This is a genomic window from Pseudomonas sp. UTLPPB19802 (assembly GCF_059730225.1).
Map to the genome: position 1 here is coordinate 3423881 of NZ_AP048545.1, position 14683 is coordinate 3438563.

Below are 14683 nucleotides of genomic sequence, written 5' to 3' on the forward strand. Positions count from 1 at the left end.
CAGCGTCCAGAAGTTTCTGGAAACTTTTTTAACTGGTGGGAAATTTTCGGGAAGAGGGAAAGGCGCCGGCCTTATTCCCCCGAGGTGCCGTAGTTCATGATCGACAGCAGGCGGATCGGCACCTGCACCAGTTTTTCCGGGCCATGGGGAATCTCGCCGTCGAAGGTCAGGCTGTCGCCGGCCTCCATCGGGTACAACTGGTTACCGTGGCGGTAGACCAGTTCACCTTCGAGCAGGTGCAGGAACTCGGTACCGGGGTGGGAGAAGGTCGGGAATTCCTCGCTGGCATCGTCCATGGTCACCATGTACGCCTCGAAGCTCTTCTTCGGCCCGCGGGTGTGGTTGAGCAGGTGGTAGGTGTGGCCTTTCTCGGTGCCGCGGCGCACCACCTCAAGACCCTCGTCGTGCTTGACCAGCAGCGCACTGCCGCCTTGCTGGTCGTACTGGCTGAACAGCTTGGACATCGGCATGCCGAGCACGTCGCACAGGCGGCTGAGGATATCCAGGCTGGTGGACACCTGGGCATTCTCGATCTTGCTCAACATGCCCTGGCTGATCCCGGCGATGCGCGCGACGTCGGCCAGTTTCAACTCCTGGGCCTGGCGCTGGCGCTTGATCTGGATCCCCAGGTACTGCTCGAGCTTCAACTTCGGTGGTTGTTCGTCAGGCATGTTCATCGGCTCTGCACGGTTTCTGTTCAATAATTTTAAATTCGCACCAGGAATGTGCGTTCGGGCTTCCGGCTGTTCGTTCGGCGCCGGATATTCCCTCGGTGAAAACAAGTTTCCCATATATACAGAGGAAATGCCGCAATCCTGACGATAACGAGCGGGGTGGACAAACTTGGCAAGGCCATTGCATTCCTATTGGGAAAGTAAGTTTCCTGATTGGAATATGTTCTGGCCAGGAAGCGAAACGATGGTTTCAAACACAACGTCTTGCCTTTCGCCAGGAGTGAACGCTCATGTTGCCACCCGAAACACAGCGACTGATCGAGCAGCACGGGATCAAATACGTGCTGGCTCAGTTCGTCGATATCCACGGTTCATCCAAGACCAAGTCGGTGCCGGTCTCGGGGCTGGAAATGGTTGCTGAAGAGGGTGCGGGGTTCGCCGGGTTCGCCATCTGTGGCATGGGCATGGAGCCACACGGGCCGGACTTCATGGCCAGGGGCGACCTGGCCTCGCTGACCCCGGTGCCGTGGCAGAAGGGTTACGGCCGGGTGGTGTGCATCGGTCATGTCGAGGGCAAGCCTTGGCCCTACGACAGCCGCTATGTGCTGCAACGCCAGGTCGAGCGCCTGAGCGATCGCGGCTGGACGCTCAACACCGGGCTCGAGCCCGAGTTCAGCCTGTTCCGCCGCGACCCCAGTGGCGCCCTGCAACTGGTGGATGCCAGCGATGCCCTGGACAAACCGTGCTACGACTACAAGGGCCTGTCGCGTTCCCGCGAGTTTCTCGAACGCCTGACCGAAGCCCTGCAGCCGGTGGGGTTCGACATCTACCAGATCGACCACGAAGACGCCAACGGCCAGTTCGAGATCAACTACACCTACAGCGATGCGATGGAGTCGGCGGACCGCTTCACCTTCTTCCGCATGGCCGCCGGCGAGATCGCCAACGACATGGGCATGATCTGCTCGTTCATGCCCAAGCCTGATCCGAAGCGCGCGGGCAACGGCATGCACTTTCACCTGTCGATCAGCAGCGCCACCAGCAAGAACCTGTTTCACGACCCCAGCGACCCGAGCGGCATGGGCCTGTCGAAGCTGGCCTATCACTTCGCCGCTGGGCTGCTGGCCCATGGCCCGGCGCTGTGTGCGTTCGCCGCGCCCACGGTCAATTCCTATAAGCGCCTGGTGGTCGGCAATTCGCTGTCCGGCGCCACCTGGGCGCCGGCTTTCATCGCCTTTGGTGCCAACAACCGCTCGGCCATGGTCCGGGTGCCCTATGGCCGCCTGGAGTTCCGCCTGCCGGACGCTGGCTGCAATCCCTATCTGGTCAGTGCGGCGATCATCGCCGCGGGCCTGGATGGCATCGACCGCAAGCTGGAAATCGACAACGTCTGCAACGAGAACCTCTACAAGCTGAGCCTGGAAGAGATCGCCGCCCGTGGCATCAAGACCCTGCCGCAATCGCTGAAGGAGGCCTGCGATGCGCTCGAAGCCGACCCGCTGTTCGCCGAAGTGCTGGGCCGCGAGATCGTCGGCGAATTCATCAAGCTCAAGCGCATGGAGTGGGTTGAGTACAGCCGCCATGTGAGCGATTGGGAAGTGCAGCGCTACACCGAATTTTTCTGACCCATCCGTTTGACCAACCGTTTCCGGCGCCCTGCGAGTGGGTAGGGCGTCTTCTGCCCAGGAGATTGTGATATGTGTGGAATTGTAGGGCTTTACCTGAAGAACCCGGCGCTGGAGTCCCAGCTCGGCCAGCTCTTCGAACCGATGCTCGAGGCCATGACCGACCGCGGACCGGACAGTGCCGGGTTTGCCATCTATGGCGATGAAGTGGGCGAAGGCTGGGTCAAGCTGACCTTGCAGGCCACCAGCGAAGGCTATGACTTCAAGGCCCTGGTCGGGGCCCTGGAAGCGCGGCTGGGTGCGCCGCTGGACTGGTTTCAGAACGCCAGCGCGATCGTCCTGAAGATCCAGGCCGAGGAAGCCGCGGTACGCAAGGCACTGGCGGAGTTGGCACCGGGCGTACGCATCATGAGCGCCGGCCAGAGCATCGAGATCCTCAAGGGCATGGGTTTGCCTCGGGAGATTTCCGAGCGGTTCGGCCTGGCATCGATGAAGGGCAGCCACATCATCGGCCACACCCGCATGGCCACCGAAAGCGCGGTGACCATGGAGGGCAGCCACCCGTTCTCCACCGGTGCCGACCTGTGCCTGGTGCACAACGGCTCGCTGTCCAATCACTCACGGCTGCGCCAGAACCTGCGCCGCGAAGGCATTCACTTCGAAACCGAGAACGACACCGAGGTGGCGGCCGGCTACCTGGCCTGGCGCCTGCAGCAGGGCGATTCGCTCAAGGCGGCGCTGGACAAGTCCCTGGACGACCTCGACGGTTTCTTCACCTTTGCCATCGGCACCCGCAACGGTTTCGCGGTGATCCGCGACCCGATCGCCTGCAAGCCGGCGATCCTCGCCGAGACCGACGACTACGTCGCCATGGCCTCGGAATACCAGGCGCTGTCGAGCCTGCCGGGCATCGACAAGGCCAAGGTCTGGGAACCTGTTCCCGCCACCCTGTACATCTGGGAACGTCAGTTGGCCCAAGGAGCACGCCCATGAAAACCATCGATCTTTCCACCGCCAGCGTGCGTGACCTGAACCAGGCGCTGCACGACCAGGCTCGCCAGCTTGAAGAGCGCGAATGGCTGGTGACCCACCCCAACGGTGCGCACAACCTGGCCGTGGGCGTCAACGAAACGGTGTCCGTGGATATCCAGGGTCACGCCGGCTACTACTGCGCCGGGATGAACCAGAAGGCCTCGATCACCGTGCACGGCAACGTCGGTGTCGGCTGTGCCGAGAACATGATGTCCGGCCATGTGCGGGTCAAGGGCAGCGCCTCGCAGGCGGCTGGTGCCACGGCCCACGGTGGCCTGCTGGTGATCGAGGGCGATGCCGGTGCCCGTTGCGGCATCTCGATGAAGGGCATCGACATCGTGGTCGGCGGCAGCATCGGCCACATGAGCTGCTTCATGGGCCAGGCCGGGCGCCTGGTGGTGTGTGGCGATGCCGGCGATGCACTGGGGGACTCGCTGTACGAGACGAAGATCTTCGTCAAGGGCAAGGTCGAATCGCTGGGTTCGGACTGCATCGAGAAGGAGATGCGCCCCGAGCACCTCGAGGAACTGCAGGCCCTGCTGAACCAGGCCGGGTTCAACGAAAAGGCCAGCGACTTCAAGCGCTACGGCTCGGCCCGCCAGCTCTACAACTTCAAAGTCGACAACGCCAGCGCGTACTGATCCAGGAACCAGAACATGAGTGAATCCACTACCCCGAAAGCCGCTCCGGTGCTGCGCGAGTCGGCCACCTTCGATCGCCTGACCATCCAGGAAATCCAGCGCGCCGCCGAAACCGGCATCTATGACATCCGTGGCGGCGGCACCAAGCGCAAGTTGCCGCATTTCGATGACCTGCTGCTGCTCGGCGCCAGCGTTTCGCGTTACCCGCTGGAAGGCTATCGCGAGAAATGCGGCACCGATGTGATTCTCGGCAACCGCTTCGCCAAGAAGCCGATCCACCTGAAGATTCCGGTGACCATCGCCGGCATGAGCTTCGGCGCGTTGTCGGCCAACGCCAAGGAAGCCCTGGGCCGTGGCGCGACCATCGCCGGCACCAGCACCACCACCGGTGACGGTGGCATGACCCCGGAAGAGCGCGGCCAGTCGCAGCACCTGGTCTACCAGTACCTGCCGTCGCGCTACGGCATGAACCCCGATGACCTGCGCAAGGCCGACGCCATCGAGATCGTCCTGGGGCAGGGCGCCAAGCCGGGTGGTGGCGGCATGCTGCTGGGCATGAAGGTCACCGAGCGGGTCGCCGGCATGCGCACCTTGCCGATCGGTGTCGACCAGCGCTCGGCCTGCCGCCATCCGGATTGGACCGGCCCGGACGACCTGGCGATCAAGATCGCCGAGATCCGCGAGATCACCGATTGGGAAAAACCGATCTACGTGAAGATCGGTGCCAGCCGCCCGTATTACGACGTCAAGCTGGCGGTCAAGGCCGGCGCCGACGTGATCGTGCTCGACGGCATGCAGGGCGGCACTGCCGCGACCCAGGAAGTGTTCATCGAGCACGTCGGTATCCCGATTCTGCCGGCGATTCCCCAGGCGGTGCAGGCACTGCAGGAGATGGGCATGCACCGCAAGGTGCAACTGATCGTCTCCGGCGGCATCCGTAACGGTGCCGACGTGGCCAAGGCCATGGCCCTGGGTGCGGACGCGGTGGCCATCGGCACGGCGGCGCTGATCGCCCTGGGCGACAACCACCCGCGCCTGGACGAAGAACTGAAGAAGATCGGCTCGGCGGCCGGTTTCTACGACGACTGGCAGAACGGCCGCGACCCGGCGGGCATCACCACCCAGGACCCGGAACTGTCGAAGCGCCTGGATCCGGTCGAGGGGGGACGCCGGTTGGCCAACTATTTGCGTGTGCTGGTGCTGGAGGCGCAGACCATGGCCCGCGCCTGTGGCAAGTCCCACCTGCATAACCTCGACCCCGAGGACCTGGTGGCCTTGACCGTCGAGTCCGCCGCCATGGCCCGCGTGCCGCTGGCCGGGACCTCGTGGATTCCGGGCCAGCAGTACTAGGACGTAGGAGCACTACTGCCATTGTGGGAGCCGGCTTGCTGGCGAACCGCCGAAGGCGGCCATACAGCGAGAGCTGTATAGCCTGATCGGCCGCTCAAGCCGGCTCCTGCAGAGTTTGTGTAGCACCCGAACAAGAGGCCCGCAGGGCCCGACGCGCCACCCCATCGCTTTCTGCCAGGCATTTTCCCCTTCACTGCAGGAGCTTCGACAATGGTCAATCGTCTACCCGGCAAAACCCTTCTCGCCTTGCTCGCCCTCGGTGCGAGCATTCCCCTGGCCCAGGCGGCCGACGCCCCGACCCTGAACACCGGTAGCACTGCCTGGATGGTCACGGCGGCGGTCCTCGTGCTGTTCATGTGCCTGCCCGGCCTGGCGCTGTTCTACGGCGGGCTGGTGCGGGCCAAGAACATGCTGTCGCTGTTCACCCAGTGTTTCGGCATCGCCGGCCTGGTCGGCGTGCTGTGGGTGATCTTCGGCTACAGCCTGGTGGTCGACACCAGCAACATGGTCGAGGGGCAGGTCAGCTTCAACAGTTTCGTCGGTGGCCTGGGCCGGCTGTTTCTTGCCGGCATGACTGCGGACAGTCTGGTCGGCGACATCCCGGAAGGCGTTTTCGTGACCTTCCAGATGACCTTCGCCATCATCACCCCGGCACTGATCGCCGGGGCGTTTGCCGAGCGCATGAAGTTCTCGGCGGCGCTGTGGTTCATGGCCCTCTGGTTCACCCTGGTCTACGCGCCGGTGGCGCACATGGTCTGGGGCGGCGCGGGGGCATTGATGCACAACTGGGGCGTGCTGGATTTCGCTGGCGGCACCGCGGTGCACATCAATGCCGGTGTGGCGGCGTTGGCGGCATGCCTGATGCTCGGCAAGCGCAAGGGGTATGAGAACGCGCCGATGCCGGCCCACAACCTCAGCCTGACCATGGCCGGTGCGGCGATGCTCTGGGTTGGCTGGTTCGGTTTCAACATCGGTTCGGGCGGTGGCCTCAACGGCCTGTCCGGCATCGTCATGCTCAACACCCAGCTGGGCGCTTGCGCCGGCATTCTCGGCTGGATGTTCACCGAGTGGTTCAAGGTCGGCAAGCCCAGTGCCCTCGGCCTGGCCAGCGGCGCCTTGGCCGGCCTGGTCGGCATCACCCCGGCCTGCGCCTATGTCGGCGTCGGCGGCGCCTTGGCGATCGGCCTGCTGTGCGGGGTGTTCTGCTACCTGAGCGTCACCGTGCTGAAGAAACGCCTGGGTTATGACGATAGCCTGGATGTGTTCGGCCTGCACGGCATTGGCGGCATGATCGGCGCCGTACTCACCGGCGTGTTCTGCGTGCCGTCTCTGGGTGGCCTGGTGGAAGGCGTGACCCTGGGCGGCCAGGTGCTGGCGCAGATCAAGGGCGTGCTGTTCACCACCGTGTACTGCTTTGCCGTCAGTTGGGTCATCCTGAAAGTGGTCAAGTGGCTGGTGGGCTTGCGGGCCGACGAACACGTCGAAGAGATGGGCCTGGACCTGGCCGAGCACAACGAGCGCGCCTACAACCATTGAGTGGCGGGGCGGCAGGGCCTGCCTGCCGCCCCTGCCGGTCCATGGCGATCATCGTTACGCCTTGTTTTTAAGCACGGAGTACCCGGCAGAGGCCTTCAGGGAAAAGCTGTCGATCATGGCGATGATCGCGATGCCGCTGACCAGCAGGAAGGTCAGCTGGAAATCGGCCGTGGTCGCCTGCCCGGCATTGCCATGCAGGGCCATCGCGCTGCGCAACAACAGCGCGCCCACGGCGACGCCCAGGCCCATGCTGAGCTGGAAGGCCATGCTGAACAGGGTCGAGGCATTGCTCATCTGCGGCTGCGGGACATCGGCGAAGCCCAGGGTGTTGTAGGCGCTGAACTGCAGCGAACGGGACAGCCCGCCAATGAACAGCAGGCCCATGATCAGCGCGCTGCTGCTGCCGGCCTCGAACAGCGCGCAGGCGCCAATCGAGAGGGTACCGACAACCCCGTTGACGATGAGCACCTGGCGAAATCCCCAGCGATTGAGGGTGTCGGTGGTAAACCATTTCATCGCCAGGTTACCGGCAAACACCGCCAGCACCAGCAGGCCGGCATCCAGGGCGGAAAGACCGAAGGCCAGCTGGAACATCAGCGGCAGCAGGAACGGCAGGGTACTGATGGCAATGCGAAACAGCGACGCGCCGATGAAGCTCACGCGAAAGGTCTGAATACCGATGACATCGAAGCTCAGCAGCGGCTCTTTACTGCGCCGCATGTGTCGGATGGCCCAGCCCATCAGCGCCACGCCCAGGGCAATCAGCAGCAGGCCCGGCAGGTAGTTCGCCAGGTCGGCCCCCAGCCGCTCGAAGCCATACAGCAGGGTGAAGCAACTGCTGCTCAACAGGACGAAGCCGAGCCAGTCGAAGCGCCGCGTGCGGGTTTCGGTATGGTCGGGAATCAGGTACCAGGCGCAGATCAGCGCGATGAAACCCAGCGGCAGGTTGAGGAAGAAAATCCATTCCCAGGTCGAATGGGTGACGATGAACCCACCCAGTGGCGGGCCGAGTACCGGCGCAACCAGGGCCGGCGTGGTGATATAGGAAATCGCCTTGACCAGGCCTTCCTTGGGCGTGGTGCGCAACACCGCCAGGCGCCCGACCGGCACCATCATCGCCCCGCTGAAGCCCTGCAGTACCCGCGCGGCGATGAACTCGCTCAGGCTGTGGCTCATGCCGCACCAGGCCGAGGCCACGCAGAACAGGGTGATGGCCGAACAGAACACCTTGCGCGCCCCAAAGCGGTCGGCCAGCCAGCCGCTGATGGGGATGAAGGCGGCCAGGGCCAGCAGGTAGCTGCTGATCGCCACGTTCAGGTCCACCGGCAGCACGGCGAAACTCTTCGCCATGTCGGGCAATGCGGTGGCGATGATCGTCGCGTCGAGGTTCTCCATGAAGAACGTGGCGGCGACCAGCAGGGCAATCCGGGTGGAACGGGACAGGCTCATGAACGGGCTTCCTGGAGCGGGTGCAGGCGTCGGCGCAGCGACTGATTCAGCGTATTGTCGAGTTTATCCGGTAACGCCACGATCCTGCTCGCACGTCACGGATTAGTGAAAATAACTTAATTATGTAGTGATTCTGAGTTAACCGCCGGCGTTCGAGTGTTCCCTATAGTCAGCCCACGCACCTGTTGCTCTCCCTGGCAGGTGGACAAAAACAAACCAGTGGGTGTTGACGATGAAGACTTACAAGATTGCTGCTGTTCCCGGTGATGGTATTGGTGTTGAAGTGATCGACGCTGGTGTCGAAGTGTTGCAGGCCCTGTCCCAGCGTTCGGGGACGTTCACCCTGGACTTCAAGCACTTTGACTGGAACTCCGACAACTTTCTCAAGCACGGCCACTACATCCCCGAAGGCGGCTTGGCCGAACTGAAAACCTTCGATTCGATCTTCTTCGGTGCCGTGGGCGCGCTCAACGTGCCGGACCACGTGTCGCTGTGGGGCCTGCGCCTGCCGATCTGCCAGGGCTTCGACCAGTACGCCAACGTGCGCCCGGCGCGCGTGTTGCCGGGGGTGAAAAGCCCGTTGCACAACGGCCATGAAATCGACTGGGTCGTCGTGCGCGAGAACTCCGAGGGCGAGTACTCCGGCAACGGCGGCCGGGTGCACCGCGGCCTGCCGGAAGAGGTGGCGACTGAGGTCTCGGTGTTCACCCGCGTCGGCGTCGAGCGCATCCACCGCTTCGCCTTCGAACTGGCCCGCAGCCGGCCACGCAAGCACTTGACCCTGGTCACCAAGTCCAACGCCCAGCGCCACGGCATGGTGCTGTGGGACGAGGTGTTTTATGAAGTCGCCAAGGACTTCCCCGACGTGCGCATCGACAAGGAACTGGTCGACGCCGTGACCACGCGGATGGTGCTCAAGCCGGCCACCCTCGACGTGATCGTGGCGACCAACCTGCACGCCGACATCCTTTCGGATCTCGCCGCAGCGTTGTCGGGCAGCCTGGGCATCGCACCCACCGCCAACCTCAACCCGAGCCGCAGATTCCCGTCGATGTTCGAGCCCATCCACGGTTCGGCCTTCGACATCACCGGCAAGGGCGTCGCCAACCCGATCGCGACGTTCTGGACGGCGGCGATGATGCTCGAACACCTGGGCGAAGCCGAAGCCGCACGGCACCTGATGTCTGCCATCGAAGCCGTGACCGAAGCCGGCGTGCACACCCCTGACCTGGGTGGCACCGCGACCACGCGCCAGGTGACCGACGCGGTCATCGAACTGATCCGACACTGACCCGCGACAGCGTTCCCACCTAAAGCGTCACCGTGCCTTGGAGGCGGCCTGTTTCAGGCTGCACTCCGGGGTATTCCCTACAACAATAAGAACATAGGCCTGTCATGAAACGCATAATTGGCAAACTCTACGTACAAGTCCTCATTGCGGTGGTGCTCGGCGCCATTGTCGGCGTGCTGTTCCCGGAAACCGGCACGGCGCTCAAACCCATCGGTGACGGCTTCATCAAGTTGATCAAGATGCTCCTGGCGCCGGTGATCTTCCTCACCGTGGTCAGCGGCATCGCGCGCATGGAAAACATGAAGGAGCTGGGCCGCGTCGGCTTTCGCGCGTTGCTCTACTTCGAAGTGGTGTCGACCCTGGCCCTGGTCATCGGCCTGGTCGTGGTCGACCTGTTCAAGCCCGGTGCCGGCATGAACATCGACCCCAAGACCCTGGACACCTCCAGCATCGCCACCTACACCACGCAGACGCCGCATCACTCGTTCATGGATTTCATCCTGAGCATCATCCCCGACACCATCGTCGATGCGTTCGCCAAGGGTAACGTGCTGCAGATCCTGCTGTTCTCGATCCTGCTGGGTGTCGCCCTGGCCAACGCCGGCCCACGGGCCAAGGTGTTCATCGACGTGCTTGAGAGCCTGATGCGCGGCATGTTCAACATCGTCAACATGGTGATGCGCCTGGCGCCCATCGGTGCGTTTGGGGCGATTGCCTTCACCATCGGCAAGTACGGCTTTGGCTCGATGTTCTCGCTGGGCAAGCTGATGGCCTGCGTCTACCTGACCTGCGTAGTGTTCGTCATCTTCATACTCGGGCCGATCTGCCGCTATTGCGGGTTCAGCCTGTGGAATTTCCTGCGCTTCATCAAGGAGGAACTGCTTACCGTGCTCGGCACCAGCTCCTCGGAATCGGTGCTGCCGCAGATGATCAACAAGATGGAGCGGGCAGGGTGCTCCAAGCCGGTGGCCGGGATGATGATTCCCGCGGGCCTGAGCTTCAACCCGGACGGGCAGGCGATCTACTACACCATTGCGGCGATCTTCATTGCCCAGGCGACCAACACGCCGCTGACCCTGACCGACCAACTGATCGTGCTGGCGGTGCTGATGTTCACCTCCAAGGGCTCGGCGGGGGTGACGGGGTCGGGGTTCATCATCCTGGCGGCGACCTTGGCTTCGCTGGGGAACATTCCGGTGTCGGGGATGGTGTTGCTGCTGGGGGTGGACCGGTTCATGTCCGAGGCGCGGGCGATCACCAACACCATTGGTAATGGGATTGGCACGCTGGCGATTGCCAAGTGGGTCGGGGCGCTGGATACGGCGAAGTTGAAGCGGGCGATGGAGGGGAAGGAGGAGCCGCTGGAAGAAACTGTAGCGGCCAAGCCGGCGACGTTTCATCTGCAGGGTGACAAGGCGCATTCGTTGGGGGGTGTGAATGCGGTGACGCGTAGCTGATTCAGTCCCGGAAACCGTTCGCTGATCGTTCCCACGCTCCGCGTCACTAGTCCGGTAGAAACCGAAAGGGGAGCGTGCTCCCCCTTTTGGCATCTGTCTCTCAGCAATAATCGATTCATTCCGACTTGATTATCTGACCATGTTCAGCAGTACAGGAAGAACGGGAAGCCCGGGATGTCGCTAAACCCACCGACCTCAAGCCGCACCACGGACCAATGTGGCGAGCAGGCTTGCCTGCGCTGGGGCGCAAGGCGCCCCCAAGAACCAGCCAACGCGGTGCATCAGAAAGAACGAGGAGTCCGGGTTTACGGCTGCTTCGCAACCGAGCGCGGCGATGCGGCGTCCCGACAAGCCCGCTCGCCACAAAGGCTGCGGTGTGCCCCTTTCGATTTTTACCGGAAACTAGTGACGCAGAGCGCGGGAACGATCAATGTCGGAGCTCCCGATGCGGGAGCGTTGGTCACGGGCTTGTTGCGCAACCCGTAGCCTTTTTTGTGCTCGTCAGTGGCTGCCAGACGTGTTCAGGGCTTGGCCTTCTCGCGCTCCTGAATAATGGCCTGAGCTTTTCTTACCATCACCCGAAAGCGCCTGACCTGGACCATCTTGCGGCGCATTCTTCTGTGGCGGTTGCTGTTGAGGACAAGCAGTCCAAGCAATGGAAAGAGAACGCCTAAAAACCAGACATAGGGGTTATGTCTAAAGGCACTCGGCGTCAGCAGGATCACCAGACAAAACGCAAAGACGCCGACCATGACCCGGACCCACTGAGGTCTTCCGTACAAAATCATGGCGTTGCTCATGCCAACGATCAGGGAGCAGGCGATGCTGATAACGAGAAGATACGCGGGACTTTCTCCTGGAAAATAAACAATCGCAGCCGTGGTGATCGAGCAGCCAACTGAAAAAAGCGCTAAAAGAAGACCGGAGATAAAAATAGGAAAATGGCGTAGCAGGAACCGAGGAACATTAACCAGAATCATCATGATTGGATCTCCTCGTACAGCCCGACTGCGATTGTTTTCACATTCCCTGAAATGGCGCTGCTGACAAAGCTGGCTGATGCTCCAATCGTATCGACTATCTGAGTGATCGTTGCCTGGCGGATTTGCGTGGACGTGAATCGCTTGGGAAACTCACCAGACAGTTGTCTCAGCTTGATCATCTTCGACGTCAACCCTGGATGCTGGATACTGAGCAACTCCCTGGTCAATTTGGCTCGCTCCTGGCGGCTAAGCCCCCTGAGTACTTCGAGTGTGCCTTTGCCTGTAGCCGCCTTGGTGATGCCTACCCACCTGACGGTCGTCAGTAACGATGTTCCTACACCTGCCAGCGATACAGCATCCAACGCCATCGTCGCGTATCGATACCATTCACTGTTATCTAGCCAGTCATTGAGTTGAGGCTGTGATGCTTCAGATACAACACGAAGGACGCCAAGCCCGCATTGAGCACTACTGGCTAGCGCAGCCGCCATGCCGACACTGGCAACCACCAAGCTGGCGCCAGCAGTGAACGGTGTAGCGATCGTTCCACTCGTTACCACGATCCAACCAATCACCGCCCCCGCACAGGTAAACGCCGTATTCACCGCCTCCATCACCAGCCGCGCTTCCCGAGGCTGGGTCTGCAACTCCCGCATGAACTCTGCGAGCGCGATATGCCGTGGAGCCTCGCGCAACACGATCTTCTTCGGCGCAATGCTGCAAACCGGCTGGAACTCGCGCAGTGTCACCATCGAGAAGTCACTTTCGATATAGACCACGCCAGCCCCGACGATCGCCGGATCGGCATCGATTGCCTGGAACAACCGTGGGATATCAATCAGCCCCGCCACCCGCTGGCGGGTATTGCGATGGGCACTGGGTACACCTGTCTTCGCTAACTCGGAATTCACTGCGCCACTCCCTGACTTTCATTCAGAAGGAACGCAGCATAGGCAGCCAACCCGATAGAGGCGGTAGGACGCGTCAGCAGTGAAAGTAGGACCACTCCCGATAACGGTTCAACGCCTTGTCACCACCACCTCGTTGATAAGAACGTGCAGGCCGACGCCACTTTCAGCGGATATCAACGACAGGGAGTTACCATGGCAACCGACATGTTCTTGAAGCTGGGCGATATCAAAGGCGAGTCCAAGGATCAGCAACATCGAGAGGAAATCGACGTCACCACGGTGCGCTGGACGATGAGTCAATCCGGCACCATGCACACCGGCAGTGGCGGCGGCTCTGGCAAGGTCAGTATCGGCAACCTGAACATCGGCAAGCTGATGGACAAGTCGTCACCCAATCTGATGGCCGCCTGTTCATCGGGCAAGCATTACCCCGAAGCCACGCTGTCGGTACGCAAGGCCGGCGGCAACAGTCCGGTGGAATATGTGGTGTTCAAGCTCAGGGAAGTGATGGTGTCGAGCTATGAAACCGAAAGCGAGCCCAGCAGCGACATGTTGCGCGAAGTGGTCTCGCTCAATTTCGCCAAGGTCGAGGTGGCGTACCAACCGCAGAATGCTGATGGGGGCAAGGAGGGCGGGGCCATCAAGTATGGGTGGAATATTCGCGAGAATGTGAAGATCTGACGGCCCGTTATCTTCCGGAAGGGGGTGTGCGCTATCGCAGAGCTACGCCCCTGGTAGATGGCAGGACAGAGCGGGTGACTTGCCCGGCATATCACCGGTATTCCTGTACCGATTGAAATTTTTCGACTTAAATACGCACCGCCAGTCGCATTGCGACCTCTGATGGTGCGCGCTACCTTTTCCCTGTCGTTGCCAATTCAACGACCGGGCTTGGAAACCCGACCAGATACAGGCGCAACTGGCGCCCATTCATGAATGCAGGCGCTTTTTTGTGTCCGCACATTCGTGCAATGGCGGCTGTGCGTGGGAGGGCTTCGGCCCTGCCGGGTTCCTGTATCTCCGGTTTTCCAACCTGCGCACAGCTGCCACCCATTCGCTTGGAAACGAACGTGGCAGCTCTCACTTTGATACGGGAGCTTTATCCATGCATGCTTTCAGTACGCGTATAAGTCTCGCTTTTCGCTCGACATACCACTCCTCGCAGCCCTACAACCATTTCATTGTTGACGCGGGAGGTGCGCAATGAGTGATCTATCCAAGACCCTCGGCGTCACCACCTTTTCCCAATGCGGTTCCCAAGGGCGTGAGTTGTTTCGGGTAAACCCGGATGTACCTATCCTGGAAGCGATGGAGCACGCCTCTGTCTTGCTCCACTGCGCCAAAGCGCTGTCCCTCGATGCTGCTCTGGAGAGCGATGGTGAACGCTATGCCTGGGCCGCGCATTACTTGAGCGAAATGGGCAAGGCGATCATCGATGATCTGACACAGGGGATGCTGGTTAGAGCGGTAGTTTAGGGAAAAGGAAGCTACGGAAAAGGAGACGGATTCATTTTCTCCCGAGCCTGGGAGTTGAAAAAAGTGCAGAAAATAAATCCGTCCCGTTTTTCGACCGAAATCAATCCCAAAAGAATACCGGAGATAAATATAGGAAAATGGCGTAGCAGGAATCGAGGAACATTGACCAGAATCATCATGATTCGATCTCCTCGTACAACCCGACTGCGATTGCTTTCAGCGGATATTTACCTGTAGCGATCCTGGTCATTTTGCAGC

13 protein-coding genes are annotated in these 14683 nt (G+C 61.4%); 9 read left to right on the forward strand and 4 right to left on the reverse strand.

What is annotated here, in order from left to right; all coding sequences use genetic code 11:
* Nucleotides 1-71 precede the first annotated feature (71 nt).
* Entirely contained in the window at nucleotides 72-677 is a 606-nt protein-coding gene (locus AC6I6U_RS15370; protein WP_497882753.1) for a helix-turn-helix domain-containing protein, read from the reverse strand.
* Between the two features lie 287 nt (nucleotides 678-964).
* Here AC6I6U_RS15370 and glnT point away from each other — a divergent pair, with 287 nt between their 5' ends.
* From glnT to AC6I6U_RS15395, 5 genes are all read left to right on the forward strand, one after another.
* Nucleotides 965-2299 carry a type III glutamate--ammonia ligase gene (gene glnT, locus AC6I6U_RS15375; RefSeq protein ID WP_497882754.1) on the forward strand — a complete coding sequence of 445 codons (1335 nt, stop codon included), beginning with the start codon at nucleotides 965-967 and terminating at the stop codon, nucleotides 2297-2299.
* A gap of 72 nt (nucleotides 2300-2371) precedes the next feature.
* A complete protein-coding gene (locus AC6I6U_RS15380) occupies nucleotides 2372-3292 on the forward strand; it encodes a class II glutamine amidotransferase (RefSeq protein WP_497882755.1) in 921 nt (306 codons plus the stop codon).
* Nucleotides 3289-3972 (forward strand): protein glxC, encoded by a 684-nt coding sequence (locus tag AC6I6U_RS15385; protein WP_497882756.1) that lies wholly within the window; start codon nucleotides 3289-3291, stop codon nucleotides 3970-3972. Before AC6I6U_RS15380 ends, AC6I6U_RS15385 begins: the two co-directional genes overlap by 4 nt.
* Nucleotides 3973-3987: 15 nt before the next feature.
* A complete protein-coding gene (locus tag AC6I6U_RS15390) occupies nucleotides 3988-5322 on the forward strand; it encodes an FMN-binding glutamate synthase family protein (RefSeq protein WP_054058043.1) in 1335 nt (444 codons plus the stop codon).
* Nucleotides 5323-5532: 210 nt separating this feature from the next.
* Complete coding sequence (locus AC6I6U_RS15395) at nucleotides 5533-6858, forward strand: ammonium transporter (protein WP_497882757.1); 1326 nt, start codon at nucleotides 5533-5535, stop codon at nucleotides 6856-6858.
* A gap of 54 nt (nucleotides 6859-6912) precedes the next feature.
* Here AC6I6U_RS15395 and AC6I6U_RS15400 read toward each other — a convergent pair whose 3' ends face one another.
* A complete protein-coding gene (locus tag AC6I6U_RS15400) occupies nucleotides 6913-8307 on the reverse strand; it encodes an MFS transporter (protein ID WP_497882758.1) in 1395 nt (464 codons plus the stop codon).
* A 232-nt stretch (nucleotides 8308-8539) separates the two neighbouring features.
* Here AC6I6U_RS15400 and AC6I6U_RS15405 point away from each other — a divergent pair, with 232 nt between their 5' ends.
* Together AC6I6U_RS15405 and AC6I6U_RS15410 are read left to right on the forward strand one after the other, a co-directional pair.
* Nucleotides 8540-9598: a tartrate dehydrogenase gene (locus tag AC6I6U_RS15405; RefSeq protein WP_497882759.1), complete on the forward strand. Its 1059-nt coding sequence runs from the start codon at nucleotides 8540-8542 to the stop codon at nucleotides 9596-9598.
* Between the two features lie 104 nt (nucleotides 9599-9702).
* Nucleotides 9703-11055 carry a dicarboxylate/amino acid:cation symporter gene (locus tag AC6I6U_RS15410; protein ID WP_497882760.1) on the forward strand — a complete coding sequence of 451 codons (1353 nt, stop codon included), beginning with the start codon at nucleotides 9703-9705 and terminating at the stop codon, nucleotides 11053-11055.
* Between the two features lie 521 nt (nucleotides 11056-11576).
* Here the strand turns inward: AC6I6U_RS15410 and AC6I6U_RS15415 are convergent.
* Complete coding sequence (locus AC6I6U_RS15415) at nucleotides 11577-12038, reverse strand: hypothetical protein (protein ID WP_497882761.1); 462 nt, start codon at nucleotides 12036-12038, stop codon at nucleotides 11577-11579.
* Nucleotides 12035-12949 (reverse strand): Ssp4 family T6SS effector, encoded by a 915-nt coding sequence (gene ssp4, locus AC6I6U_RS15420; RefSeq protein ID WP_497882762.1) that lies wholly within the window; start codon nucleotides 12947-12949, stop codon nucleotides 12035-12037. The genes AC6I6U_RS15415 and ssp4 overlap by 4 nt, the downstream gene beginning before the upstream one ends.
* 192 nt (nucleotides 12950-13141) lie before the next feature.
* On the opposite strand from ssp4, the gene AC6I6U_RS15425 reads away from it, so the two are divergent.
* Together AC6I6U_RS15425 and AC6I6U_RS15430 are read left to right on the forward strand one after the other, a co-directional pair.
* A complete protein-coding gene (locus AC6I6U_RS15425) occupies nucleotides 13142-13630 on the forward strand; it encodes an Hcp family type VI secretion system effector (protein ID WP_497882763.1) in 489 nt (162 codons plus the stop codon).
* Between the two features lie 522 nt (nucleotides 13631-14152).
* Nucleotides 14153-14425, forward strand: coding sequence for a DUF3077 domain-containing protein (locus AC6I6U_RS15430; RefSeq protein ID WP_497882764.1), 273 nt, complete (start codon nucleotides 14153-14155; stop codon nucleotides 14423-14425).
* Nucleotides 14426-14683: the final 258 nt, after the last annotated feature.